Annotated in this window: 21 protein-coding genes; 7 read left to right on the top strand and 14 right to left on the bottom strand. The window is 70.5% G+C overall.

Features of this window, described 5'->3' with window-relative positions; genetic code table 11:
- Positions 1 to 106 precede the first annotated feature (106 nt).
- The 6 genes from WAF18_RS07355 to WAF18_RS07380 form a co-directional block, all read right to left on the bottom strand.
- On the bottom strand, positions 107 to 676 hold the full coding sequence (locus WAF18_RS07355) for a Sua5/YciO/YrdC/YwlC family protein (RefSeq protein WP_337244521.1): 570 nt from the start codon (positions 674 to 676) through the stop codon (positions 107 to 109).
- Between the two features lie 19 nt (positions 677 to 695).
- The gene (locus WAF18_RS07360) at positions 696 to 3,263 is read right to left on the bottom strand and encodes a DNA topoisomerase I (RefSeq protein ID WP_337244522.1); all 2,568 of its coding nucleotides are present in this window, start codon (positions 3,261 to 3,263) and stop codon (positions 696 to 698) included.
- Positions 3,264 to 3,409: 146 nt separating this feature from the next.
- Entirely contained in the window at positions 3,410 to 4,381 is a 972-nt protein-coding gene (locus WAF18_RS07365) for an RDD family protein (protein ID WP_337244523.1), read from the bottom strand.
- A gap of 337 nt (positions 4,382 to 4,718) precedes the next feature.
- Positions 4,719 to 5,192, bottom strand: a complete 474-nt coding sequence (locus WAF18_RS07370; RefSeq protein ID WP_183426583.1) for a DUF494 family protein — start codon at positions 5,190 to 5,192, stop codon at positions 4,719 to 4,721.
- A 33-nt stretch (positions 5,193 to 5,225) separates the two neighbouring features.
- A complete protein-coding gene (dprA, locus tag WAF18_RS07375) occupies positions 5,226 to 6,362 on the bottom strand; it encodes a DNA-processing protein DprA (RefSeq protein WP_337244524.1) in 1,137 nt (378 codons plus the stop codon).
- A 109-nt stretch (positions 6,363 to 6,471) separates the two neighbouring features.
- On the bottom strand, positions 6,472 to 7,635 hold the full coding sequence (locus tag WAF18_RS07380; RefSeq protein ID WP_337244525.1) for a LysM domain-containing protein: 1,164 nt from the start codon (positions 7,633 to 7,635) through the stop codon (positions 6,472 to 6,474).
- A 130-nt stretch (positions 7,636 to 7,765) separates the two neighbouring features.
- Here WAF18_RS07380 and def point away from each other — a divergent pair, with 130 nt between their 5' ends.
- From def to WAF18_RS07400, 4 genes are all read left to right on the top strand, one after another.
- On the top strand, positions 7,766 to 8,281 hold the full coding sequence (def, locus tag WAF18_RS07385) for a peptide deformylase (protein ID WP_337244526.1): 516 nt from the start codon (positions 7,766 to 7,768) through the stop codon (positions 8,279 to 8,281).
- 106 nt (positions 8,282 to 8,387) lie between these two features.
- The gene (gene fmt, locus WAF18_RS07390; protein WP_183426587.1) at positions 8,388 to 9,332 is read left to right on the top strand and encodes a methionyl-tRNA formyltransferase; all 945 of its coding nucleotides are present in this window, start codon (positions 8,388 to 8,390) and stop codon (positions 9,330 to 9,332) included.
- A gap of 1 nt (position 9,333) precedes the next feature.
- Positions 9,334 to 10,632, top strand: a complete 1,299-nt coding sequence (gene rsmB / locus WAF18_RS07395) for a 16S rRNA (cytosine(967)-C(5))-methyltransferase RsmB (RefSeq protein ID WP_337244527.1) — start codon at positions 9,334 to 9,336, stop codon at positions 10,630 to 10,632.
- A gap of 39 nt (positions 10,633 to 10,671) precedes the next feature.
- The gene (locus WAF18_RS07400) at positions 10,672 to 11,505 is read left to right on the top strand and encodes a glycosyltransferase family 2 protein (protein WP_337244528.1); all 834 of its coding nucleotides are present in this window, start codon (positions 10,672 to 10,674) and stop codon (positions 11,503 to 11,505) included.
- Positions 11,506 to 11,617: 112 nt separating this feature from the next.
- Here WAF18_RS07400 and WAF18_RS07405 read toward each other — a convergent pair whose 3' ends face one another.
- On the bottom strand, positions 11,618 to 12,367 hold the full coding sequence (locus WAF18_RS07405; RefSeq protein WP_337244529.1) for a glycosyltransferase family 2 protein: 750 nt from the start codon (positions 12,365 to 12,367) through the stop codon (positions 11,618 to 11,620).
- Between the two features lie 99 nt (positions 12,368 to 12,466).
- On the opposite strand from WAF18_RS07405, the gene WAF18_RS07410 reads away from it, so the two are divergent.
- A complete protein-coding gene (locus WAF18_RS07410; protein WP_337244530.1) occupies positions 12,467 to 13,447 on the top strand; it encodes a glycosyltransferase in 981 nt (326 codons plus the stop codon).
- A 27-nt stretch (positions 13,448 to 13,474) separates the two neighbouring features.
- On the opposite strand, the gene WAF18_RS07415 is transcribed toward WAF18_RS07410, so the two are convergent.
- From WAF18_RS07415 to WAF18_RS07445, 7 genes are all read right to left on the bottom strand, one after another.
- Positions 13,475 to 13,951: a beta/gamma crystallin-related protein gene (locus tag WAF18_RS07415; protein WP_337244531.1), complete on the bottom strand. Its 477-nt coding sequence runs from the start codon at positions 13,949 to 13,951 to the stop codon at positions 13,475 to 13,477.
- A 237-nt stretch (positions 13,952 to 14,188) separates the two neighbouring features.
- Positions 14,189 to 15,322, bottom strand: a complete 1,134-nt coding sequence (locus WAF18_RS07420) for a PepSY-associated TM helix domain-containing protein (protein ID WP_337244532.1) — start codon at positions 15,320 to 15,322, stop codon at positions 14,189 to 14,191.
- A 4-nt stretch (positions 15,323 to 15,326) separates the two neighbouring features.
- On the bottom strand, positions 15,327 to 17,453 hold the full coding sequence (locus WAF18_RS07425; protein ID WP_337244583.1) for a TonB-dependent receptor: 2,127 nt from the start codon (positions 17,451 to 17,453) through the stop codon (positions 15,327 to 15,329).
- An 86-nt stretch (positions 17,454 to 17,539) separates the two neighbouring features.
- Complete coding sequence (locus WAF18_RS07430) at positions 17,540 to 19,090, bottom strand: PH domain-containing protein (protein ID WP_337244533.1); 1,551 nt, start codon at positions 19,088 to 19,090, stop codon at positions 17,540 to 17,542.
- Positions 19,077 to 19,643 carry a PH domain-containing protein gene (locus WAF18_RS07435; RefSeq protein ID WP_183426595.1) on the bottom strand — a complete coding sequence of 189 codons (567 nt, stop codon included), beginning with the start codon at positions 19,641 to 19,643 and terminating at the stop codon, positions 19,077 to 19,079. Before WAF18_RS07435 ends, WAF18_RS07430 begins: the two co-directional genes overlap by 14 nt.
- Positions 19,640 to 20,566, bottom strand: a complete 927-nt coding sequence (locus WAF18_RS07440) for a lauroyl acyltransferase (RefSeq protein ID WP_183426596.1) — start codon at positions 20,564 to 20,566, stop codon at positions 19,640 to 19,642. The genes WAF18_RS07435 and WAF18_RS07440 overlap by 4 nt, the downstream gene beginning before the upstream one ends.
- A gap of 66 nt (positions 20,567 to 20,632) precedes the next feature.
- Positions 20,633 to 21,490, bottom strand: coding sequence for an outer membrane protein assembly factor BamD (locus WAF18_RS07445; RefSeq protein ID WP_183426597.1), 858 nt, complete (start codon positions 21,488 to 21,490; stop codon positions 20,633 to 20,635).
- 88 nt (positions 21,491 to 21,578) lie between these two features.
- Between WAF18_RS07445 and rluD the strand changes: the two genes are divergently transcribed.
- Both rluD and pgeF read left to right on the top strand, forming a co-directional pair.
- Positions 21,579 to 22,568, top strand: a complete 990-nt coding sequence (rluD, locus tag WAF18_RS07450; protein ID WP_337244534.1) for a 23S rRNA pseudouridine(1911/1915/1917) synthase RluD — start codon at positions 21,579 to 21,581, stop codon at positions 22,566 to 22,568.
- Positions 22,565 to 23,338: a peptidoglycan editing factor PgeF gene (gene pgeF, locus WAF18_RS07455; RefSeq protein ID WP_337244535.1), complete on the top strand. Its 774-nt coding sequence runs from the start codon at positions 22,565 to 22,567 to the stop codon at positions 23,336 to 23,338. The genes rluD and pgeF overlap by 4 nt, the downstream gene beginning before the upstream one ends.
- Positions 23,339 to 23,458: the final 120 nt, after the last annotated feature.

Raw genomic sequence — 23,458 nt, forward strand, 5'->3', positions numbered from 1 at the left:
GTTTGTGCAGTGCGGCAATACGCGATTTGCGGCGCTTCGGACGTTTCTGATGCAACCATTGCGACGCAGCACCGGCACTGGTGCAAGCGCGTCCTGGACGCAGCGGTCAGCCGCGGAGCACGCGTCCGGTGGCCGCGTCTCGGATCGTCGACGGCTCGCGTCGACCGCCGGTCTCGCCGGCCGCCACGCCGTCGATCTGCGCCAGCAGTCGCGGGTCGAGCGCGGACGCTTCGTGCACGGCCGGTTCGCCCGAGAGATTGGCGCTGGTCGATACCAGCGGCCCGCCGAAGGCAGCGCACAGCGCGACGACGCCGGGATGGGCGCTGACGCGCACCGCGATGCCGGAATGCGCCCCGGTCAGCCAGGCCGGAACGCCGGGCAGCGTCGGCACGATCCAGGTGTGCGGGCCCGGCCAGGCGGCGTGCACCGCGTCCTGACGGTCGGCATCCAGCCCGGACCAGTCGACGATGTTCGCCAGTTGCGCGGTGTCGCCGGCGATCAGGATGACGCCCTTGTCGACCGGCCGGCGCTTGATGTCGAGCACGCGCCCGACTGCGGCCGCGTCGAAGGGATCACAGCCCAGCCCCCACACGCCTTCGGTGGGGTAGGCGATCACGCCGCCGCGCGCGAGCACGGCGGCCGCGGCGGCGATGTCCAGACGCGCGATGGCGGACATGCGCAAGACCAACCGCGGGTCAGAACGGCGCGGCGTCGTCGGACGCGGCCTTGACCACGCGCTTCTTGCCCGGCGCGACCTTGGCCGGCGTCAGCAACGATTTCGCCGGCTCGGGCGCTGCGACTGCCTGCTTGGCGACCTTCTTGGTCGCCTTCTTCGCCGTTTTCTTGGCGGTCTTCTTCGCAGGCGCCTTCTTGGTCGCGGCTTTCTTCGCGGTCGGACTCTTGTCGGGCGCGGCCTTCTTCGTCGCGACCTTCTTGGCGGCGGCCTTCTTCGCACCAAAGCCCTTGCGCACCGGCTTGCCGGTTTCCTCGAGCAGGCGGGTAACCTCCTCGAATGTCAGCGACGCGGGCTCGCGGTCCTTGGGGATCTTGCCGTTGAGCTTGCCGTCGCTGATGTACGGCCCGAACCGGCCGTTGAGCACCTGGATGTCGCTGCCGTCGAAGGACTTGATGATCCGGTTGCGCGCGATCTCCTCCTTCTCCTCGATCAGGAACACTGCGCGCGCCAGGTCGATCTTGTACGGATCGTCCTCTTTCTTCAGCGAGGCATAGGTGCTGCCGCGCTTGGCGAAGGGGCCGAAGCGGCCAATGCCCACGCTGACCTGCTCGCCCTTGTCCTCGCCGAGGATGCGCGGCATCAGGAACAGTTCGAGCGCCTGCTCGAGCGTGATCGTGTGCATGCTCTGGCCAGGGCGCAGCGAGGCGAACTTGGGCTTCTCCTCGGCATCCTCGGCCGTGCTGCCGATCGCGGCATACGGCCCGAAGCGGCCGAGCCGCACGCTGACCGGCTTGCCGGTCTTGGGGTCAACGCCCAGTTCGCGCGCACCGGTGGCCTCGGTGCGGTCGACCGATTCGGTCTTCTCGGCGACCAGTTCCTTGAATGGTCCCCAGAACTTTTCCATCAGCGGAATCCAGTCCTCCTCGCCGCGGCTGACCGCATCGAGCTCGTCCTCGAGCTTGGCGGTGAAGTCGTAGTCCACGTAGCGGGTGAAGTGGCTGGACAGGAACTTCGACACTGCGCGGCCGACATCGCTGGGACGGAAGCTGCGGCCTTCCATCTCGACGTACTTGCGGAACAGCAGGGTCTGGATGATCGAGGCGTAGGTCGATGGCCGGCCGATGCCGTACTCCTCGAGCGCCTTGACCAGCGCCGCTTCGGTGAAGCGCGGCGGCGGCTGGGTGAAGTGCTGCTCGGCGATGATGCGGTCGAGCGGCACACGGTCGCCCGGCTTCATCTGCGGCAGTTTGCGGCCCTCGTCCTCGTCGTCCTTGCCCTTGGTGTCCTTGCCTTCCTCGTAGACGGCCAGAAAGCCCGGCACCACGACCGTCGTGCCCGAGGCGCGGAAGCTGTGCTCGCTGCCGGCGGCCAGGTCGACCGAGACGGTGTTGAGCGTGGCCGGGATCATCTGCGAGGCGACGGCGCGCTTCCAGATCAGCTCGTACAGGCGGCGCTCGTCATCGGTGAGGAAGCGCGCCACCTGCGCGGGCGTGCGCAGCGCCGAGGTCGGACGCACCGCTTCGTGCGCCTCCTGCGCATTCTTGGACTTGGTGGTGTAGATGTTGGGCTTGTCCGGCAGCGAGGACGTGCCATAGTCCCGTGCGATGACGTCGCGGATCTCGCCCACCGCATCCTGCGACAGGGTGACCGAGTCAGTACGCATGTAGGTGATCAGGCCGACCGTGCCTTCATCGCCGATCGCCACGCCCTCATAGAGCTTCTGCGCGACCTGCATGGTCTTGCGCGTGGTGAAGCCGAGCTTGCGCGCGCCCTCCTGTTGCAGCGTGGACGTGGTGAACGGCGCAGCGGGGCGACGCTTGCGCTCCTTGGCGCCGACGTCGGTCACGTGCAGCGCACCTTGGGCGGCCGCCTGGATGCGCGCGCGCGCGGCCTCGGCCGTGTCGCCATCGGTCACGGTGAACTGCTCGAACTTCTGCCCGTCGAGCTTGGTCAGGCGCGCATTGAACGGCTGAGAGGGGTGGGCGAGCGCAGCCTCGATGGACCAGTACTCGCGGGCGATGAAGGCTTCGATCTCCTCCTCGCGCTCGACGATCATGCGCAGCGCCGGTGATTGCACGCGGCCGGCCGACAGTCCGCGCTGCACCTTGCGCCACAGTACCGGCGAGAGGTTGAAGCCGACCAGGTAGTCGAGCGCGCGACGTGCCTGCTGTGCATCGACCAGATCGCCGGCGATCGAACGCGGCTTCTGCATGGCTTCCTTGATCGCCCGCGGCGTGATCTCGGTGAACACCACGCGCTGCAGCGACCGGTCCTCGAGCAGCCCGCGCTCTTTCAGGATCTCGGCGATGTGCCAACTGATCGCCTCACCCTCGCGGTCCGGGTCAGTCGCCAGAAAGATGTCCTGCGCGCCCCGCGCGGCCTTGGCGATCGCCTCGACGTGCTTTTCGTTTTTCTCGATCAGGTCGTAGCGCATCGCGAAGCCGTGGTCGGGGTCGACCGCACCTTCCTTTGGGATCAGATCGCGCACATGACCATAGGACGCCAAGACCTGGAAGTCGTTGCCGAGGTACTTGTTGATCGTCTTGGCCTTGGCGGGCGACTCGACGATGAGGAGGTGTTTGGCCATGGTGGGCGACATCCGTGGGTGCGCCGTTGGCCCGGCGCCCCGAAAGGTGTGAAGACGCCGCCGCCCGAGGAGGCCCCGGGCGGTCGGTTGCTTTTATAGTGGAATCACGCGCGGGCAGGGCTGTCAAGCGCAGGCCCTGCCGGGGTTCACATCGCAGCGAACCCGATGGCGATCATCACGCCCACCAGCACCAGTCCGAACAGGGCGCCGAAGATCGCCAGCACGACGACCGTCACCGTGCCGAGCTCGCGCCGCTGCAGCTCGGGACGCTCGGTGAAGGCCCACTTGTCGACCACCAACGTGTCGCACACGATGTCGTGCAGCGCCTGTTTGCGCTGGGTGAAAGCGGCCATCAGGAAGCCGATCATCAGGATCAGCGCGCTGAGGATGGTCGAAAAATAACGGCCGATGCCGCGCAGCAGCGAGATGCGCTCGCCGGTGGTGCGGACCACCTTGATGCCCACCGCCATCTTGCCCGGCGTGGCCATCGAGGCGGACGCGTGGAACCAGGCGTAGTAGAGCGCGCCGGCGGCGATCGACAGCAGGTTGGACAGGAGCTGGACCAGCACGATCGCGATGCCCGTAGCCGAATCCGAGCCGACCGCGATGATGCCGCCGAGCACGGCGATAGCGAGCCCGCCGATCACCATGCCGATGACGCCGACGATCAGGCCGTCGATCAGATAGGCCGCCACCCGCTTCCAGAAGCCGGCGTAGACCACCTCACCACCGTGTACGACGGTATCGACGCGGGCGACCGGGGCGGTCGGGGGCGCGTACGGAGAGCCACTGGCTGCCGGGCCGGCCGCCGTGATCGCGGCGGCATGGGCGCTCTCGGTGACCGGCCGCCAGGCATCGCCGGGCGCCGGTGCGCTGTCGACGTCGCTTTGTGTCGGCGCCAGCGCCTCGAGGGTCCATTCCGATGCCGCCGGGGCCGGGGAGCCCGCGCTGGCAAACTCGCCGCGCACTGCATCCAGCGGCACCCACTCGGCCAGACCGTCGCGCCAGACCAGGGTCCGGTCGTCGATCTGGCGGGCCTGGTACAGGCGCAGCAGTTCGGTGGCCGGGACCGGCCCCCGGCGGACATGTGTGGCGTCGGCGTAGAACCAGTCGGTCATCGGGGCGGATCCTGTGCTGGGAGCGGTGCCGCAGCTGCGGCAAAACGAGGGGGCGACGCTGCATCCGCACACGCAGGCAGGCCATCGGCCACATCGCGTTGCGGGCGGTGAGCATCGGCAGCACGCGTGGCATGCATCGCCCAACGTCGGAGGCCATGGATACGATATGGCTGACCCGCCGGACGTCCTGCCCCCTGCAACGCGATGGCCGCTGGCCTGGCCGGCCGTGCGGGCGTCGTGGGCGGCATGCTAACCCGTGCGGCGCGATTTTGCCCCGTTCCGCGGCGGCGGGACGGGGGCGGGTCATCGTCGGCAGTCAGGCCCGCAGCTGGCCCGATCAGTGCACCGGCTCGGGCTCGTCGATGAACATCTGGGTTTCCATCCAGGCGTAGGCGGCCTCGCTGCCGGGCTGGTTGAACAGCACCATCAGCACGACCCACTTCAGGTCGTCGAGGTCGAGCTCGTCCTGGTCGAGCGCCATCACGCGGTCGAGCACCAGCTCGCGCTGGTCGGCATCGAGCACGCCGTGCTGCTCAAGAAACATCAGAAAGCCGCGGCCCTCGACATCCAACCTGTCGATCTCGGGGGCCGAGTACACGCGGGTGGGCCCGTTCGCACGGACGTCCGACACGGCCGGGCGCTGCTCGGCCAGGGCATCGAGCCAATCGAAGGCCTTGCTGGTCTCCGCCGGGCTGAACCCGGCCTGCAGCAGACCGCTCTGCAGCGAGTCGCGGTCGCGGACCAGGTCCGCGTCCTCGGTGAAGTAGTGCTCGAACAGATAGAGCAGGACATCCAGGATGCTTTCTTTCATGTTCCCCGGCCTGCGCCCCAAGGGGCGCGTCATTCAGGACTTTCGGCAATAGCGACCGTGCGCGACGTCGATGCGTCCATCCAGCTCCATGGCCAGGAGCATGGCCGACGCACGGGCGACCGTCAATCCGGTGCGGGCGATCAGTTCATCCATACCGCTTGGGTCGTGGCCCAGGGCCTGCCACAAGCGGTTGTAGTCGGGGTCCGAGCTCGGGACAGCGGGCGCCGGGGCCGCCGTCCCGTCTTCGATGGGGGCGGCCAGGCGCCCGCGCAAGGCATCGGCGAGGTCGGCGGCGACCGGGCCGAGCGCGGCGCTCACCTCGTCCGGCGATTCAACCAGCATCGCCCCGTCGCGCAGCAGGCGATGGCAGCCGCGGGCCTTGGGGTTGCGGATCGAGCCGGGGATCGCGAACACCTCGCGGCCGGCCTCGCCGGCCAGGCGCGCGGTGATCAAGGCGCCCGAGCGGTAGGCCGCCTCGACGACCAGGGTGCCAAGCGCGAGGCCTGCGACGATGCGGTTGCGGCTGGGGAACTGCGTGCGCCGCGCCGGGGTGCCGGGCGGGTACTCGCTGACCACCGCGCCTTCCGCCGCGATCCGCGCGTGCAGGCCGGCGTTGCAACGCGGATAGGGCACGTCGATACCGCTGCCGAGCACCGCCACCGTGACGCCGCCGGCCTGGAGCGCGGCCAGGTGGGCCGCAGCGTCGATGCCGCCGGCCAGGCCGCTGACCACCGCCAGGCCCTGCGCGGCGAACCGCCGGGCGAACGCGGCGGCGGTGTCCAGCCCGGCGGCTGTCGGCGCGCGGCTGCCGACCACGGCGACCCCCGGATGCCAGAGCAGCGCGGGATCGCCGTCGACGAACAGCGCCAGCGGCGGACCGGGCGTGCGCCGCAGCAGCGCGGGGTAGTCGGGGTCGTGCCAGCCCACGAGGTGGCGCCCGGGGGCGGCTTGCAGCCAGGCGCGCGAGCGGCGCCATGCGGGATCGGGCATCCGCAGCGCACGGCATTGCGCCGGGGTGAGGCCGGCTTCGCGCCAGGCGTCGGCGCCGGCGGCGAGGGCGGCGGCAGGCCCGCCGTGGCGGTCGAGCAGGGCGCGGCGCGGCGCCAGCGGACCGGCGGCGTGGATCAGCTGCAGCAGCGCGTCGGCATCGGTGTGGGCAGTGTCGGGCATGCGCCCAGGCTAGGCGCGCCCGGGCGCGCCGGCCGTCGGCGCAAACCGCGCGTGCGGGTCGGAAATGCCCGCGCGCGACGATGCGGGGCGCGTGGCCCCGCAACGCGGGTCAGTGGGTCGCGTCGGGGTGCTTGAGACGGTCGCCGATCTGGACCGGCTTGGTGCCTTCCATGACCAGCGCATAGCTGACGTGGTCGAAGGTCCGGAACACCATCGCGTGCGCGGCGTACTCGTCGGGCAGCCGGTCGCGGCGCGAGCCGCGGTCGGGCGCGGCGTCGATGCGCGAAGTGTTGGGATGGCGCACACGGTCGACGACGTAGTCGCCGCTGTTCCAGATCGAGAACACCGTGCCGTTGTCGATCCCCGACGCGCGACCGGCCGAAATCGCGATCACGTCGCGCGGACCGCCGGTGATCAGCGTGTCGGCGACCGCGAGCACCTGCACATCGGCGGCGATCGCATCGGCGGCCGGCGCATGCGGGAAGAACTGCAGGTCGTAGGGCTGCGGGTCGACCGGCACCACGCGGTCGCCCGGGCGGGCCTCGAAACCGCCGCCATCGAGCGCGATCGTGGTGGTGTCGGTGTCCTCGGTGGGGCCCGAGACCACGGTGCCCACGCCCAGTTGGACCATCTCCACGCCCAGGAACGCGTCCTGGCCGCGCAGGCGCGGCAGCGTCTGTCGCCACAGGTGGCTTTCGCCGGCAACGCGCTTGCCGCGGTAGTTGAGGTCGCGTGCGCGCCGCGCGCCGTAGAACTCGGTCGCCGGTCGTTGCACCGCGTAGCGCTGGCCCGGCAGCGCGTTCTCCAGGCCCTTGACGTAGATGTCGCGGTCGATGCTGCCGCGCAGGCGGGTGCCCTCGCTGCCGAGCACGTAGGGCAGGTGGTCGAACTTGAAGACGATGCTGCGGTTCTTCAGGAACGGCTCGATGTCCGACAGCGAGACCGCATCGATCGGCGCCTGCGCGGTCGTGCGCGGCCCCGGGCGCACGGTCGCGGTGACCCGGTCGAGGTACGCCAGGCTGATGACGTCGCCCGGATAGATCAAATGCGGGTTGGCGATCTGCGGGTTGGCCTGCCAGATCTCCGGCCACAGCCACGGGCGGTCGAGGAAGCGGCCCGCGATGTCCCAGAGCGTGTCGCCGCGCACCACGACGTAGGTGTCGGGATGGTCGCCGCGCAGTTGCTGGGCCGCGGCATACGTGGTCACGGTCAGCAGCGCGACGGCACACACCGTGCGGAGCGTTCCGGAAAGGCGTTCAAGCGTGCCGGCCATCTACAGCTCCCCTTGGGTTTCTCCCCTTGCAGCGCCGCAATATAGCCTGAAACCGCGAAACGGAAGCAACTGCGCGCCGCGTTACAATGCCCGGCTTCCGCCTGCGCTTGCCACCTACGCCGTCCAATCCATGGCCCTGCTCCCGATCCTCGAATACCCCGACACCGGCCTGCGCAAGGTCGCAGCGCCCGTGCCCGTCGACCGTTTCGCCGACCCGGCGTTCCAGCGCCTGCTCGACGACATGTTCCAGACCATGTACGAGGCGCCGGGCATCGGGCTGGCCTCGACCCAGGTCGACACCTACGAGCGTTTCATGGTCATCGACGTCACCGAGACGCGCGACCAGCCGCTGGTGTTCGTCAATCCGACGATCCGCGACCGCTCGGCCGACCTGCGCGTGCATACCGAGGGCTGCCTGTCGATCCCCGGCGTGTTTGCCGATGTGACCCGCGCCGACGGCATCGTCGTCGAGGCCTTCGACCGTCACGGCAAGGCGTTCGAGCTGACTGTCGACGGCCTGCTGGCGACCTGCGTGCAGCACGAGATCGACCATCTCGACGGCAAGCTGTTCATCGACTATCTGTCGCCGCTCAAGCGCGACCGCGCGCTCAAGAAGCTCGAGAAGCTGCGCAAGGGCCGCGACTAGGCCGGCAGGATCAGGCGCCACGGCGCCGAACCCGTTTCCCGTTCCTACGAGTCCGCCGGTTTCGACTCGCGTTCCCGCCCCCGTTCCCGGATCTCCACGCCGTCCCATGAGAATCGTTTTCGCCGGCACCCCGGACTTCGCCGTGCCCTCGCTGCTCGCCGCCGATGCGCGGCGCGAGGTCGTGGCCGTCTACACCCAGCCCGACCGGCCGGCCGGGCGCGGACGCGCGCTGACGGCCTCGCCGGTCAAGCAGGCGGCGCTCGACCGCGGGCTGATCGTGCGTCAGCCCGAGCGGTTGCGCGGCGCCGAGGTCCTCGATGCGCTGCGCGCGCTCGAACCCGACCTGATGGTCGTTGTCGCCTACGGTCTGTTGTTGCCGCAGGCGGTGCTCGACATCCCGCGCCTGGGCTGCTGGAACGTCCATGCCTCTTTGCTGCCGCGCTGGCGCGGCGCGGCGCCGATCCAGCGTGCGATCCAGGCCGGCGATGCGCAGACGGGCGTCTGCCTGATGCAGATGGAGAAGGGCCTGGACACCGGGCCGGTGCTGCTGCGGCAATCGACGCCGATCGCGCCCGACGACACCGGCGGCCGGCTGCACGACCGCCTGGCCGAGCTCGGCGCGCAGGTGCTTGCCGACGGGCTGGGCCTGCTGCGCGCCGGCATCCGGCCGGTGCCCGAGGTGCAGGCCGAGGCCGGAGCGACCTACGCCCACAAGCTCGACAAGGCCGAGGCCCGGCTCGACTGGACGCGTCCGGCGCGCGCACTGGCCGATACGGTGCGTGCGTTCGACCCCTGGCCGATCGCCGAGGCCGACATCGCCGGTGAGCGCGTGCGCGTGCATGCGGCGCAGGCGTTGCCGCTCGCCCACGACCGTGCGCCGGGCACCTTGCTGGCAGCCGGTCGCGACGGGCTCGACATTGCCTGCGGCGACGGTGCGCTGCGCGTGCTGCGGCTGCAGCGCGCCGGCGGCAAGGTCGTCGCCGCGGCCGACTATCTCAACGCCCGCCAGGATCTCAAGGCGCTGGTCGCCGCCCCGGCGGGACAGGACTGACATGGGCGCGCCCGGCGCCACGGTCCGTGTGCAGGCCGCGCAGGTGCTCGATGCAGTCGCGCACCGCGGTACCTCGCTCAAGGCCGCGCTGGCCACGGCGCTGCCCACGCTCGCCGATCCGCGCGATCGCGCCTTGCTCGAGGCGATCTGTTTCGGCGCGCTGCGCGGCGCCGCCCGCTATGACCGCGCGCTCGCGGCCTGGATCCCGCGTCCGCTGCCACGTCGCGATGCCTCGCTGCGTGCGCTGCTGCATGTGGGCTTCGCCCAGCTCGATCCGCTCGGTCTGCCGGCGCACGCTGCGCTGTCGGCGACGGTCGAGGCCGCGCGTGCGATGGGCCGCAGCCACCAGGCTGGGCTCGTCAATGCGCTGCTGCGCCGGGCCCAGCGCGACGGCCTGCCGCCGCCGGCGCCCGGCGACGGCTGGCCAGCCTGGCTGCTGACGCAGGTGCGCGAGGACTGGCCGGATGCCTGGGAGGCGATCCTCGAGGCCAGCGCGTCGCAGGCGCCGACCTGGCTGCGGGTCAACCGTCGGCGCAGCACGCCCGCGGCCTGCATTGCCGCGCTCGCCGAGGTGGGCGTCGAGGCGGTCGCGGTTCCCGGGCTGCCCGATGCGCTGCGGGTCGATGCGCCGTTCGCGGTGGCCGCGTTGCCCGGCTTCACCGACGGTCTGTTTTCGGTGCAGGACGGCTCGGCCCAGCAGGTCGCCGCCGCGCTGGCGCCGGCCCCGGGGGCGCGCGTGCTCGACGCCTGCGCCGCGCCTGGCGGCAAGAGTGCCCACTTGCTCGAGCGCGATCCGGCGCTGCGGCTGACCGCGCTCGATGTCGCCGCGCCGCGCGTGGCGCGGATTGCCGCGACCTTCGCCCGGCTCGGCGTGGGCGAGCAGGCGTCGCTTCGCACGGTCGACGCGCTCGAGGTGGGCCACTGGTGGGACGGCACGCCGTTCGATGCGGTGCTGCTCGATGCGCCGTGCTCGGCGACCGGCGTCGTGCGTCGCCAGCCCGACGTGCTACTGCACCGGCGTGCGTCCGATCTCGAGGCGCTGGTGGCGCTGCAGGCGCGCCTGCTCGACGCCCTGGCGCCGACGGTCGCGCCCGGCGGCGTGCTGCTGTACGCGACCTGCTCGATCCTGCGGCGCGAGAATGCCGCGCAGGTCGAGGCGTTCCTGGCCCGGCATCCGGACTTCGCAGTGCAGCCGCTGGACGCGGGCTTCGGCCGCGATACCGGTGCCGGCCACCAGCGCCTGCCGGGCGAAGACGGCATGGACGGCTTCTTCTACGCGCGGCTGCGCCGCGGGCGCTGAGCACCGCGGCCGCGCAGGCGCTCGCTTAGAATCACCGGCATGACGACGCCTGCCGCCAGCCTGATCATCAGTACCTACAACAACACCGACTGGCTGCAACGCTGTCTGTGGGGCTATGCGCAGCAGGACCGCCTGGATTTCGAGCTGGTCGTCGCCGACGACGGCTCCGGCCCGGCGACGCGCACGATGCTAGAGGCGATGGCGCCGACGCTGCCGTATCCGCTGCGGCATGTCTGGCACGAGGACGCGGGCTTCCGGAAGTGCACCATCCTCAACCGCGGGATCGAGGACGCCCGATCCGACTACCTGATCTTCTCCGACGGCGACTGCGTGCCGCGGGCCGATTTCGTCTCCCAGCACCTGCGCCTGCGCGAGCCGGGCCGTTACCTGGGCGGCGGCTACTGCAAGCTGCCGATGGACGTGAGCCTGAAGATCGACCGTGAGGTCATCGTGCGCGGTCTGCATACCGATCTGGACTGGCTCAAGGCCAACGGTCTGCCGCGCAACAAGCGCTCGCTCAAGCTGTGGGCACGGCCTGGCTGGCGTGAGCGGTTGCTCAACGCCGTCACCCCGACGCCACCACGCTGGGCCGGCAACAACGCCTCGGGCTGGAAGGCCGACCTGATCCGCGTCAACGGCTTCGACGAGCGCATGACCTACGGTGGCGAGGACCTGGAACTGGGCGAACGCCTGGCGAACGCCGGCGTGACCGGCAAGCAGATCCGCTTCTCGGCGGTGTGCGTGCACCTCGACCACGCCCGCGGCTACGTCAAGCCGGAGATGAAAGCGGCCAACCAGGCCATCCGCGATGCCGTCAAAGCCGGCCGCCGCACCTGGACCGACTACGGCCTCATCCCCGGCCCACCGCCCTGAAACCGGGGTCAGAGTGGTATTTCCAGGGCAGAGTTGCGCGACAGCCTCAGACGTCCCAAGAGGAAATACGACGCTGACCTCGGTTTAGGAAAAGGCACTCTGCCCCCGGTGTTCACCGGGCGAGTGCGCGCAGACGGCGGTATTTCTCGAGCACGTAGCCGGCCTGGGCGCGGTGGAAGCGCCAGCCGGCGGCGCCGTCGAGCCAGGCGCCGCGCAGCAGGTATTGCTTGAGCAGGTAGGCGGCGGCGTGCAATGGGCCGTCGAGTGGGCCGGCGCGCTTGCCGGCGTCGAAGCGCTGCTGGGCCCAGAGCTGGGCATAGCGCGAGAGCTTGGCGACGTGCTCGGCGTGGCTGCGCGAGGTGTCGTGTTCGAAGTCGGCAGCGAGCGCGCGCACCGTCTTGCCGGCGAGGTCCGGTCGTTCGTGCACCTGCGAGGGCAGGTAGCGCCAGCCGGCGCGCACCAGCCGTTCCATCGGTTCGCCGCCGCGCAGGCGATGGCCGAGGAACCAGTTGCGGCGGGTCAGCAGCCAGGCATCGGCCTGCTCGACGCGGCCGTCGGCGAACAAGGCGCGGATCGTGTCCGCGGTGCCGGGCGAAAGCCATTCGTCGGCGTCGAGCAGCAGCAGCCAGTCGTGCGTGGCCAGCGTGTTGGCGAAGGTCTTCTGCGCGGCGTAGCCCAGCCAGTCCTGGTGCACGACCCGGGCGCCGTGCGCGACTGCAACCGCGACCGTATCGTCGGTCGAGCCCGAATCGACGACCAGCAGTTCTGCGCACAGTCCGCGCATCGAATCGAGGCAGCGGCCGATGCGGTCGGCCTCATTGCGGGTGATGACGACGCCGGAGAGGGGAAGCGGGGCGGACATAGGGCAGGCACATCGAGGTAAGTGCGATTGTCTAGAATCGCATTGCCAGGGCGCATCATGCATCCTGTCTCGATTCGATCCTCAGTGAACCGGCAGGGCATGGCGAACATCCGCATCATTTCCCGCGACAACGGGGTCGGACTCAGCCGGGATATGGCGCTGGTCGCGGCCTTGTTCCGGGACGCCGGGCATGCGGTGGAGGTCGTCGCCTACGGCGGCAATCGGACCCTGGATCGCTGCATGGAGATCGGACACCGTGTGCGGCATGCACTGGGCCGGCGCGTGGACATGCAGATCTTCCTCGAACGCGTGTATCACCGGTTCCTGTCGTTGGCGGACTGCAACCTCCTGATCCCCAATCCCGAGTGGTTCCAGCCTGCCTGGCAGCGGTTTTTGCCCCGCTTCGATGCGGTGCTGTGCAAAACCCAGCATGGTGCACACGCCTTCGCGGCCCTGGGCTGCGAGGTGCGCGAGATCGGATTCACCAGCGACGATGTCTTCGATCCCGGGGTCGCCCGCGTGCGTCAGTTCTTCCACCTGGCCGGCAGAAGCAGCGCGAAGGGCACCCAGGTCGTGCTTGACGCCTGGGAGCGGCACCCCGAATGGCCGCAACTGGTGGTCGTGCAGAACCCGAAGACTGCAGTCAGGCGGATGGCGCGTGCGAATGTCTCGCACCGACTCGAGTACCTGGGGGCGCACGAACTGCGCCAGTTGCAGAACGCGAGCCTCTTCCACCTGTGTCCGTCCGAGATGGAGGGCTTTGGGCATTACCTCAACGAGGCGATGTCCGTCGGCGCAATCGTGTTGACGACAGATGGCGCGCCGATGAACGAGCTGGTGTCGGCTGATGACGGTGTATTGCTCACGCCAAGCGCGCGTATCCCGGAAGGGCTGGCAGAACGGTTCATCGTCGATGTCGCTGCAATCGAAGCAGGGGTGACCCGGGCGCTGGCATTCGATGACGCCGAACTTGAACGCCGGCGCGCCGGCGCGCGTCGACGCTTCCTGGAACGCGACGCGCGCTTCCGCAACACGCTGGTACCGCAGTGCCTGGCGATTGCAGGCGCCACGCGTCGATGAGGTGAGGCTCGGGTCGGCAGGGATGAGTTACCAACCGCGTCGGCGAGACTCGATGGGCCGCAGCGATGAGATCTGATCGTTCATGCGCATGCGTTCGAAATTGCGTACATCCCGATCGATGATTTCGCAGCGGCCGCGGAAATCCGCGTGCTCGCAGACTTCCCATGCGCCGCGCACCTCGACCGAGCTGATCATGTCGTTCATGCCGACACTTCGCATATCGCGAATGCCTTGGCTGAACGACTGCATGCGGCCTTTGAAATCGGCGTGTTCGTACACCGTGATCGACGGACCGTAGCGGTCGGAACGCGGACCGCGTCGTTCGCGTCCCCAGCGCTCGTCTCGATCGTCACGCTCGCGGCGAGCCCACCGCTCGTCTCGATCGTCATACGCGTGGCGATGGTCGTATTCGTACCGATCGCCATCCTGAAACGCCTGCGCGGTGCCCGTACCGACAAGGGACAGCGCTGCAAGTACAAGTGCGGTGCGAAGACTTGCTGACATGATGGGTCCTTCGAATGGGGTGTCGGGCGAGCACACCGTAGCCACGCCCAGCTGAAGAATGGCTGGCCGAATCCGACACGAGCGCCCGCCTGATGGGCAGCGGTCGGCGTCTGTTTATCGGCTACACCGTCCGCAAGGCGTCCGCCAGCAGCGCCAGCCACAGCGCCAGCAACGCCAGCCACGCCCAGCGCCAGTGGCCCATGCCGCGCCAGGCGGTCCGCCAGGGGCCGGGCGACTTCACGTCGGCCTCCGGCGCTGCGCCGAACGCAGGGCATCGGCCACGCGCAGGCCGTAAAGGTAGACACCGGTCGCGCACAAGGCGGTCAGCAGCGCGCCGAACGCACACCACAGCCAGCGCACCGGCCAGCCGCCGAAGGTGCCGAAGTGCAAGGGGTCGGCCAGTTCGGCGATGCGCTGGTGGAGGCCCATGTCGCGGCCGTCGCGCAGGCCGGCGACCGTGCCGTCGCGCAGATCGAACCCGATCGCGTTCGCACGGTCTCGCACCAGCCAGGCCTGCGCCTGTCCGTCGACCAGCAGCGATGCGGACGAAATCTCGTGCACGCCGCGGATCCGCAACTGCGGCCAGCGTCGCGCCGCCTCGGCGATCGCGCGGTCGATCGCCGCCGGATCGGCGGGCGCTGGGGTGGGAGCCTCGGGCAGCGCGATCTTCGCCGCGGGCCCGGCATCGCCGCCGAGCGATTCGACCAGATACCAGCCGCCGGTCAGCCCGATCAGCGCGATGAACCACAGGCTCCAGACACCGGCCAGCCGATGCACATCGCCCCATAGCCGGCGGGGCCGGTCGCCGCGCGGCCAGGCGCCGAATCCGCGCCACCAGCGTTTGTAGATGACCAGGCTGGTGGCCAGCGACAGCAGCAGCGGCAGCGACAGCGCCGTCACCAGCGGCACGCCGATCTTGAGCGGCAGCATCAGATGGCGATGGGTGTTGCGCAGGATCCGCTGGGCATTGAACCAGGGCGTGTCGCCGGTCACCCGGCCGCTGCCCGGGTCGACCCAGACGAAGCGGCGCTCGCCGTCGGGCAAGCGCATCACCGCGCGCGCGGCGAAGCGCGATGCGTGCGGAGCGGCCAGCGATTCGAGCGTCCACGTCGGATAGGCGCGCTGCACCGCAGCCACCCACGTGCCCCAGCTCGCGTGCTGGCTGGACGGCGCCACCCGCGCCTCGGGGAAGGCCAGCCAGTCGATCTCCTGCGACACCGTCGCCAAGGTGCCGGTCAGGCACACGAAGCCCATCAGCAGCGACAGCTTGAGTCCGACCCAACTGTGCAGGTCGAACCACAGCCGGCGGCCGCCGGTCTTCTTCGCGGCGGCGGGTGGGCGCTGGCGATGGGGGGGCGCGTCGGCGGGCATCGGCTCAGAACGTGTACGCAGCCTGCAGGTACAGCCGCCGCGGCTCGCCGGGGAAATGGCCGGTGCGTTCGGTGAAGCCGCTGGCCGCGTAGACCTTGTCGAACAGGTTCTTGACGTTGGCCTGGAACTTCCAGCGCTGCCAATGCGTCTGCCAGCTCAGATCGAAGACGGTGTACGGCCTGACCCGCTGGCCATCGAGGCTCAGGCGCTCGCCGGTGTGATCCAGGCCGAAACCGATCGCCGAGGCCAGCGCCGGCAGGTCATAGCGCGTCCACACGCCGAGCTTGTTGCGCGGCGCATTGGCGAAGCGGTCGCCGGCGGCATTGACGATGCCGTTGCTGCCGGCATCGATCACCCGGGCGTCGTTGTAGGCATAGGCGATGTTGAGCACCCACTGAGGGGTCAGGTCGGCGAGCAGGTCGACCTCCAGGCCTTCGCTGCGCACCAGGCCCAACGGGGCGAGCTGGTTGACGCCGTCGACGATCTCACCGGTGGCCTGCACGATGTTGCTGCGCTCGATGCGGTAGAGCGCGGTGCCGAGTGTCACGCGGCCGTCGGCCAGCGCGGTCTTGAGCCCGGCCTCCCACTGCCGGCTGCGCTCGGCGTCGAACGGGCCGCCCGCTGCCGGGTCCTGGTTGGACGTGGCCTGCGGCAGGAAACCGCTGGCGACGTTGGCATAGGCATTGATGCCGTCGCGCAGCGTCACCGTGCTGCCCAGACGCCAGCTCAGGTCGCGCCCCTCGATCCGGCTGCCACCGATGCGGTCTTCGTCTTCGAAGCCGTCCCAGCGCAGCCCGGCAAGCACCTGCCAGCGCGGCGTGATTGCGATCTCGTCCTGGACGTAGCCGCCGTAGCGCAAGCCGCGTGTGCGGGTGCTGCGCCAGGGCAGGGCGTCGAGCCCATAGTTGAAGTACCCACTGCGGCCGTAGACCGGTGCGTCCAGGTCGATGCCCGGCACCGGGCCGGCGCCACGGGCGAGGTCGGCGCTGTTGGCGGTCTGCGCACTGAAGTCGGCATCCAGCCGATAGCCATCGGCCCCGAACAGCAGCGTGTGGCCAAGTGCGCCGGTCGAGAAGCGCCAGACCGCGTTGCCGGCGACCGTCAGTCCTTCGTTGTCGCGCAACTGGTTGCGCAACTGCCGGGTCATCCATTCGGCGCGGCCGTCGCCGTCGCGGTCGATCAGCCCCATCGGCTCGTGGTAGATCTGGTGCTCGCCGTTCTCGAACCAGCGTGCCGACAGGTCCACGTCCCAGTCCGCCGACGGCGAAGCGCGGTATTGCACCAGCGCCACGCGTGCATCCATGTCGAGGAAGTCGGTCGCCTCGTTGTGGTTCCAGCGGCGATCGGTCAGGAACACGCCGTTGTCGTCGACCGGCACGCCGCGCAGCCGGTTGCCGCCCAGGTTCTGCTCGATGTCGGTCACCTGCAGCGTCAGCTCGCCGGTGTCGCCGATGTCGAAGGCCAGCGACGCATCGCCGATCCGGCTCTCGCTGTCGGCGTTCCAGCGCACGCCCTCGTCACCGTCGGCATGCGCGCCGACCCGGTAGCGCACGCGCTCGGACAGCGGGCCGGTCGCTTCGAACGAGCCGGCCGCGAACGCGGCGTTGCCGGCCGCCAGCTCGACCCGGCGCAACGCCCGACGCTGCGGTTTGCGGGTCACGTAGTTGATGATCCCGCCGGGCTCGCCGCCGCCGTAGAGTGCGCCGGCCGGCCCCTTGAGCACTTCCAGCCGTTCGATATTGAACAACTGCGGCACCGAGAAACCCGCGTAGGGGTCGCCGCGCAGACCGTCGTAGAGCACGTTCTCCTGGCGGAAGCCGCGCAGGGTGACGCCGGCGTAGCTGAAGAAGCTTACGCCGCTGATGCTGCGGTACAGATCGGTGACCTCGTAGGCGGCCTGGTCGTCGATCAGCTCGCGCGGCAGGACCTGGACCGAGACCGGGACCTGCGATAGCGGCGTGCCGGTGCGGGTCGCGACCGCGGCATCGTCGCTGCGGTAAAGCGCCTGCGCGCGGCCGACGACGTGCACCGCGTCGAGGTCAGTGGCCTGCGGCGGCTCGGCCGCGGCGGCCAGAGAGGGGACGGCAAGGGCGGCAATCAGCCACTTGCTGAGCGGGCGGAAGCGAGGGATCGAAGGCACGCGGGGCCTGGGCGTCGGGATGCAGTCGCCCAGTATAAATGACATCCATTCTCATTTTGAATGGGGTGCGGTCCCGCTTACCAGCGCAGCGGCCGCCGGGCGATCTCACGCGACAGCGCCGCATGCAGGCGTTCGGCCTCGGCGAGCGGGACGAAGCGCAAACGCAATGGCGGTGCCAGGGGCTGCGCACCGGCGGTGTCGAGCCACAGCGCGGCCATGCCGGTCCAACGGTCGAGCGGTGACTGGCGCAACTCCACCGCCTGCAGCTTGCCGATCTCGGCAAAGCGCCAGTGCCGGCGCCACCAGCCCTCGCGCACCGCGACCATGGCGGTATCGATCGCATAGCCGGCGCGGGCCGCATGGCGATGCGCGACGAACGCCGACCACGGCAGCCACAGCAGCCCGAGCAGGCCCCAGCGGCCGAAGAACCAGCCCAGCACCAGGCACAGCACGGTGGTCGGCAACCATGCGCCGAGCGCCAACCGCAGCCAGGCCCGGCGGTGCAGTGGCCGCCATTGCGTCGGCGGCCAACTCGCGACGGCGGCGATATCGCGGACGATCGCGTCGCAGGTCGCGGCGGTCGCGATCGGCGCCAGCGCATCGAGCCCGCGGCCATCCTGCTGCCCCTGGCCGTCGCTGCCGCGTGCGCTGGCGGTGTCGATCTCCAGCGTGCGCCGCGCGAACAGCCGATGCAGCACGCCTTCGCGCAGCGTCCAGGCCTGGATGCGCCGGCGCGGCACCGAGCTGCGCGACCGACTCAGCAGACCGCGCTCGACGGTCAATCGCCGCCCCTGCCGCTGCAGCCGGAAGCCGTGGTAGCGCACCAGCGCCAGTGCCACCGAGAACGCGCGGATCGCCAGCAGCGCCAGCGCCACCGCGCCGGCCAGCACCAGCGTCTTCGCCATCCAGGTCGCGGCGAAGGCGTTGGCGTAGCCGAACGCCTCGCGCCCGCCCTCAACCAGCCAGCGTCCCGCGGTGCGGTCGGGCAGCGCCTGGAACGCGAGCGCCAGCGCACCGGCGACGACGATCATGCCGCGATTGGAGATCAACCCGAGCTTGACGACCTCGGCCGTCGATAGCGCCAGCAGGGTGTCGCCGGGCGCGGTCGCCGACGCCGGCTGCGGCGCGCGCGCATCATTGGTCCGGCCGCGGTCGCGGATCACTTGCTCCAGCGCCAGCGCCTCGGGCAGGCGCAACACCCGCATCTGCGCCTCGGGGCGGGTGCCGCCGGCCGACTCGAGCCGGACCTCGGCCACGCCGACCAGGCGATGCAGCAGCGACTGATGGATCGCGACGTTGTGGATGCGCGAGTAGGGGATCTGGCGCACGCTGCGCTCGAGCAGGCCGCTGCGCACCACCAGGCGGTCGTCGGCGATGCGATAGCGGAACGTCAGGTACTGCCACACCGACACCGCGACCAGCGCGCCGATGCCGATCAGCGGCAACCACGCCGGCCCGTCGTCGGCGCGCCGGCCGGCGACCAGCAGCACGATCAGCGGCACGATGAACTGGCGCAGGTTCTGCAGCAGCACGAACAGCCACGAGGCCGGGTGCAGCCGGCGCTCGGCATCGCCGGGCCCTGCGGCAGGGGGCAGGGGCGCTAGCGGCGGCGGCTCAGGCGTCGTCATGGTCGTCGTCGCGGGCTGCGCGCGCGGCCAGTGCATCGCGCAGCCGCTCGGCCTGGGCGTGATCCAGACCCGACAGCGCCACCGCGCTGTTGCGGGTGCCGGCCGTGTGCACGGTCAGCGTCGACAGGCCGAACGCGCGTTCCAGCGGCCCGCGCCGGATGTCCAGATGCTGCACGCGGTTGCCCGGCACGCGTACGTCGCTGCGCCACAGGTGCCCGCGGCGGATGCCCAGGCCATCGTCGTCGAGCCGCCAACGTGTGCGCAGCCAACGCCGCCGTGCGATCCACACCGTCCATGCCGGCAGCAGCACCAGCGCGCCGGCGTGTGCAGCCAGCGAGAGTGGCGAGCGGCCGAACGTGAGCAGCCCCGGCACCAGCAGGGCCGCCAGCGGCAGCAACGTGCCGATCAATGCGGTGATCGTCGACAGCGTGCGTGCGGCGACCGGCAGCGGCTGCCAGGCGCCGGTCTCGATCGGGGCCGCGGCACTGGTCACCAACGTTTGTGGCGACGGATCGGCCGGCGTGTCGTCGCGACCCTCGGTCGGCAGGGTCATCGGCGGCGCTCCAGGTCGAGATAGGGGTTGTCGTCGTGCGAACCCGACGGCCGCGCCTTGTAGCGCTTGTAGGTCCACTGGTATTGCGCCGGGTCGCGGCGGGCGATGTGCTCAACGCCGGCGTTGAGCGCGGCGGTCGCGCGCGGCACGTCGGCATCGGCGATGCCGTCGGGCGCGGGTTCGATGCGCAGTGCGAACGCGGGGCCGTCGTCGATGCGCTCGCAGTAGGCGTAGAGCACGGTCGCGCCGGTGCGTTCGGCCAGCCGCGGCACCAGGGTCATCGTCAGCGCCGGCAGACCGAAGAACGGCACGAACTCGCCGTCGCCGGCCTTGGGTTGCTGGTCGGGCAGGATGCCGGCCACGCCGCCGTCGCGCAGGGTCTTCCACAACTGACGCACCGCCGGGCCTTCGGCGCGCACCTGGGTCACACGGCTGTCGTCACCGGCGCGTGCGCGCGCCAGCCGCAGGAAGGCTTCGCCGACCGCCGATTCCGGGGCGCGGTAGAGGATCGAGATCGGCGTGCGTGCGGCCAGCCACTGGTTGAGCAGTTCCCAGTTGCCGTAGTGCGGCGCGACGACGATCAGGCCGCGGCCCGAGGCCAGCGCCGCATCGAACAGCCCGACGCCGTGCTGCTCGCGGATCATGCGCAGGTTCTGCGCCGGTCGGCGGGTCCACAGTCGCAGCGTCTCGAGCGTCTGCAGCGCAGTGGTGCGCAGCACCGCACGCCGCAAGGCCTCGCGCTCGTCGGGCGAAAGCTCGGGATAGGCGAGTTCGAGATTGCGCAGCGCGACGCGGCTTTCGCGGCTGCCGGCAAGGCGACCGAGGGTGGCGACGGCGCTGGCGATCGCGCGTTGCACGACAGGCGGCAACAGGCCGACCAGCGTGGCGAGCAGGTACAGCAGGCGGGCGAGCAAGGCGGGCATCCGGGGAGTTTAAGCGCCCGGGCCCCCGAACGAAGAACGCCGCCTTGGAGGGCGGCGTTGGGATCGTCAGTCGCGGTCGCTGTCGATCGCGGTGCGCTCGGTCGCGAACGGGTTGAGGCGGCGGATGCGCCAGGGCTCGTTCGGCCACGACCCGGTCAGATACGGGTGATCGGGTTCGTTGCGCTCCAGCACCCGGCGCGCGTCGGCCGACAGTGTGTCGTTGCCGAGCCGGTCGTAGGCGAGCGCCAGCACGGCGACCGCATCGTTCTGGTACTCGCTCTGCGGATAGGTCTCCAGCAGGTAGGTCGCCCGCTCGGTCGCGGCGACGTACGCACCGCGGCGCAGGTAGTACAGCGCAGTCTCGATCTCGTGGCGCGCGAACATATTGCGCAGCGCGACCATGCGCTGGCGCGCGTCGGCGGCGTAGCGGCTGTTGGGGAAGCGCTCGGTGACGGTGTTGAAGTCGGCGTAGGCCTGGTTGGGCGAGGCCAGGTCGCGGCGGCTGCTGTCCAGGCTCCACACCCGCTGCAGGAACACCGTGTCACGGTTGGAGTTCACCAGCCCGCGCAGGTAGTACATGTAGGCGATGTTGCGGTGCGTGGGATAGGTCCGGATGAAGCGGTCGATGCTGGAGATCGCTTCCTCGTTGTTGCCCATCTTGTACTGCGCGTAGGCGATCTCGATCAGCGCTTGCTCGGTATGCGGCCCGTAGGGGTACTGGGCGACCAGGCGGCGGAAGGTCGTCGCCGCGTTGCTCCAGTTGCCCATGCGCATCGATGCATGGCCCTTGTCGTAGAGCTCGGTGACCGGCACGCCCTCGTTCTCGTCATCCTTGGTCTTGCCGCGGGAACAGCCAGTGGCGACCAGCACGGCCAGCAGCAGGCACACCAGGGCGCGGGTCGTCGATGCAAGGCGTGGGGTCATGGAGGCGATGGGCGGTCGGGGCACGAACCGCGGATAATACCAGTCCGGGCCCCGCGCCCGTCGCCCACGCCTGAATCCGAGCCGTCCAATGCAGCCAGCCCCCAGCGACCTTCCCGACCAGCGCACCGCCAAAGTGCCCGACGCCGCCGCGGGACGCCGATTCGACGCGGTCCTGGCCGAGCTGTTCCCGCAGTTCTCGCGCTCCCGCCTCACCGCCTGGATCAAGGCCGGTGATGTCCTGCTCGACGGGGCCGTGCCGCGCCCCCGCGACCCGGTCGTCGGCGGCGAGACCGTCCGCCTGAACGTCGTCCTCGACGTCCAGACCGAGGCGCTGCCGCAGGACATCCCGCTGTCGGTGCTGTACGAGGACGACCAGGTGTTCGTGATCGACAAGCCGGCCGGCCTGGTCGTGCACCCGGGCGCCGGCAACCCCGACGGCACCCTGGTCAATGCGCTGTTGTTCCGCGATCCGTCGCTGACCGCGCTGCCGCGTGCAGGCATCGTCCATCGACTCGACAAGGACACCTCGGGCGTGATGGTCGTCGCGCGCACGCTCGAGGCGCACAACGCGCTGGTCGAGCAGCTCTCGGCGCGCGACGTGCATCGCCAGTACCTGGCGGTCGTCGTCGGGGCGCTGGTCTCGGGCGGCACCGCGGACGCGCCGATCGACCGGCATCCGCGCGACCGGCTGCGCATGGCCGTGCGCGAGGACGGCCGCGAGGCGGTCACCCATTACCGCCTGCGCGAGCGGTTCCGCGCGCACACCGCACTCGAGTGCCGGCTCGAGACTGGCCGCACCCATCAGATCCGCGTGCACATGGCGCATCTGCGCCATCCGATCCTCGGCGACCCTCTGTACGGCGGCGCGCTGAAGCTGCCCAAGGGCGCGTCGGAGGAGACCGCGGCGATGCTGCGCGGCTTCCGCCGCCAGGCGCTGCATGCCGAGACGCTGGAGTTCCGCCATCCCACGACCGGCGAAGCGGTGCGCTGCAGTGCGCCGCTGCCGGCCGACATGCAGGCCTTGCTCAAAGCGTTGCGTGCCGACGCCGCAGAGCACGGCGACCTCGCGCGCCGATGAGTGTCTGGCTGCCGGCCGACTGGCCCGCGCCGCGGGGCGTGCGCGCGGGGACCACGCTGCGTCATGGCGCGGGCGCGTCGGCGCCGCCGTTCGACCAGTTCAATCTCGGCAACCGTTCTTCGCCCGAAGGTGACGACCCGGCGGTCGTCGACGGCAACCGGGCCGCGCTGACGCAGCTGCTCGCGCTGCCGTCGCCGCCACATTGGCTGCGCCAGGTGCACGGCACGACCGTACTGCGCTTCGAGGCGCCGGCCACCGGCGCCAGGTCGATCGATGCCGAACCCGAAGCCGATGCGGCGGTGACGTCGGTGCCCGGTACCGTGCTGGCGATTCTGACCGCCGACTGCCTGCCGGTGGTGTTCGCCGCCGACGACGGCCGCGAGGTCGCCGCGGCGCATGCGGGCTGGCGTGGCCTGGCCGCCGGCGTGCTCGAACGCACGCTCGGCGCGATGCGCACCCCGCCCGGCGACGTGCGCGCCTGGCTGGGCCCGGCGGCGGGCCCGCGGGCCTATGAAGTCGGCGCCGAGGTACACGATGCCTTCGTCGGGCAGGACGCCGGCGCGGCGGCGGCCTTCGTCGCCACCCGGCCGGGCCACTGGCGGGTCGACCTGTTCGCGCTGGCGCGCCGCCGGCTGGTCGCCGCGGGCCTGCGGCCCGGCGCCCTGCACGGTGGCGGACGCTGCACGATCTCCGAGCCGTCGGCGTTCTTCTCGCATCGGCGCGACGGCCGCAGTGGCCGGATCGCGACGCTCGCCTGGATCGGCGACTAGGTCTGCAAAACCGGTTCAGGCGCCTATCCGGAGATCGCAATACAGTGAGGCGGCGCGCCCCGGTTCCGGGACGCGCCCCGCCTTGCCGACGATCGTTCTGCCGTGCCCGTTGTGCGTCTG

Origin of the sequence: Luteimonas sp. gir, assembly GCF_037198055.1 — a bacterium.
GTDB lineage: Bacteria > Pseudomonadota > Gammaproteobacteria > Xanthomonadales > Xanthomonadaceae > Luteimonas > Luteimonas citri_A.

Excerpts from the sequence above, each read along its gene's own strand:
- WAF18_RS07355 (WP_337244521.1), bottom strand. The coding sequence starts at position 676 with ATGTCCGCCATCGCGCGTCTGGACATCGCCGCCGCGGCCGCCGTGCTC.
- WAF18_RS07360 (WP_337244522.1), bottom strand. The coding sequence starts at position 3,263 with ATGGCCAAACACCTCCTCATCGTCGAGTCGCCCGCCAAGGCCAAGACG.
- WAF18_RS07365 (WP_337244523.1), bottom strand. The coding sequence starts at position 4,381 with ATGACCGACTGGTTCTACGCCGACGCCACACATGTCCGCCGGGGGCCG.
- WAF18_RS07370 (WP_183426583.1), bottom strand. The coding sequence starts at position 5,192 with ATGAAAGAAAGCATCCTGGATGTCCTGCTCTATCTGTTCGAGCACTAC.
- dprA (WP_337244524.1), bottom strand. The coding sequence starts at position 6,362 with ATGCCCGACACTGCCCACACCGATGCCGACGCGCTGCTGCAGCTGATC.
- WAF18_RS07380 (WP_337244525.1), bottom strand. The coding sequence starts at position 7,635 with ATGGCCGGCACGCTTGAACGCCTTTCCGGAACGCTCCGCACGGTGTGT.
- def (WP_337244526.1), top strand. The coding sequence starts at position 7,766 with ATGGCCCTGCTCCCGATCCTCGAATACCCCGACACCGGCCTGCGCAAG.
- fmt (WP_183426587.1), top strand. The coding sequence starts at position 8,388 with ATGAGAATCGTTTTCGCCGGCACCCCGGACTTCGCCGTGCCCTCGCTG.
- rsmB (WP_337244527.1), top strand. The coding sequence starts at position 9,334 with ATGGGCGCGCCCGGCGCCACGGTCCGTGTGCAGGCCGCGCAGGTGCTC.
- WAF18_RS07400 (WP_337244528.1), top strand. The coding sequence starts at position 10,672 with ATGACGACGCCTGCCGCCAGCCTGATCATCAGTACCTACAACAACACC.
- WAF18_RS07405 (WP_337244529.1), bottom strand. The coding sequence starts at position 12,367 with ATGTCCGCCCCGCTTCCCCTCTCCGGCGTCGTCATCACCCGCAATGAG.
- WAF18_RS07410 (WP_337244530.1), top strand. The coding sequence starts at position 12,467 with ATGGCGAACATCCGCATCATTTCCCGCGACAACGGGGTCGGACTCAGC.
- WAF18_RS07415 (WP_337244531.1), bottom strand. The coding sequence starts at position 13,951 with ATGTCAGCAAGTCTTCGCACCGCACTTGTACTTGCAGCGCTGTCCCTT.
- WAF18_RS07420 (WP_337244532.1), bottom strand. The coding sequence starts at position 15,322 with ATGCCCGCCGACGCGCCCCCCCATCGCCAGCGCCCACCCGCCGCCGCG.
- WAF18_RS07430 (WP_337244533.1), bottom strand. The coding sequence starts at position 19,090 with ATGACGACGCCTGAGCCGCCGCCGCTAGCGCCCCTGCCCCCTGCCGCA.
- WAF18_RS07435 (WP_183426595.1), bottom strand. The coding sequence starts at position 19,643 with ATGACCCTGCCGACCGAGGGTCGCGACGACACGCCGGCCGATCCGTCG.
- WAF18_RS07440 (WP_183426596.1), bottom strand. The coding sequence starts at position 20,566 with ATGCCCGCCTTGCTCGCCCGCCTGCTGTACCTGCTCGCCACGCTGGTC.
- WAF18_RS07445 (WP_183426597.1), bottom strand. The coding sequence starts at position 21,490 with ATGACCCCACGCCTTGCATCGACGACCCGCGCCCTGGTGTGCCTGCTG.
- rluD (WP_337244534.1), top strand. The coding sequence starts at position 21,579 with ATGCAGCCAGCCCCCAGCGACCTTCCCGACCAGCGCACCGCCAAAGTG.
- pgeF (WP_337244535.1), top strand. The coding sequence starts at position 22,565 with ATGAGTGTCTGGCTGCCGGCCGACTGGCCCGCGCCGCGGGGCGTGCGC.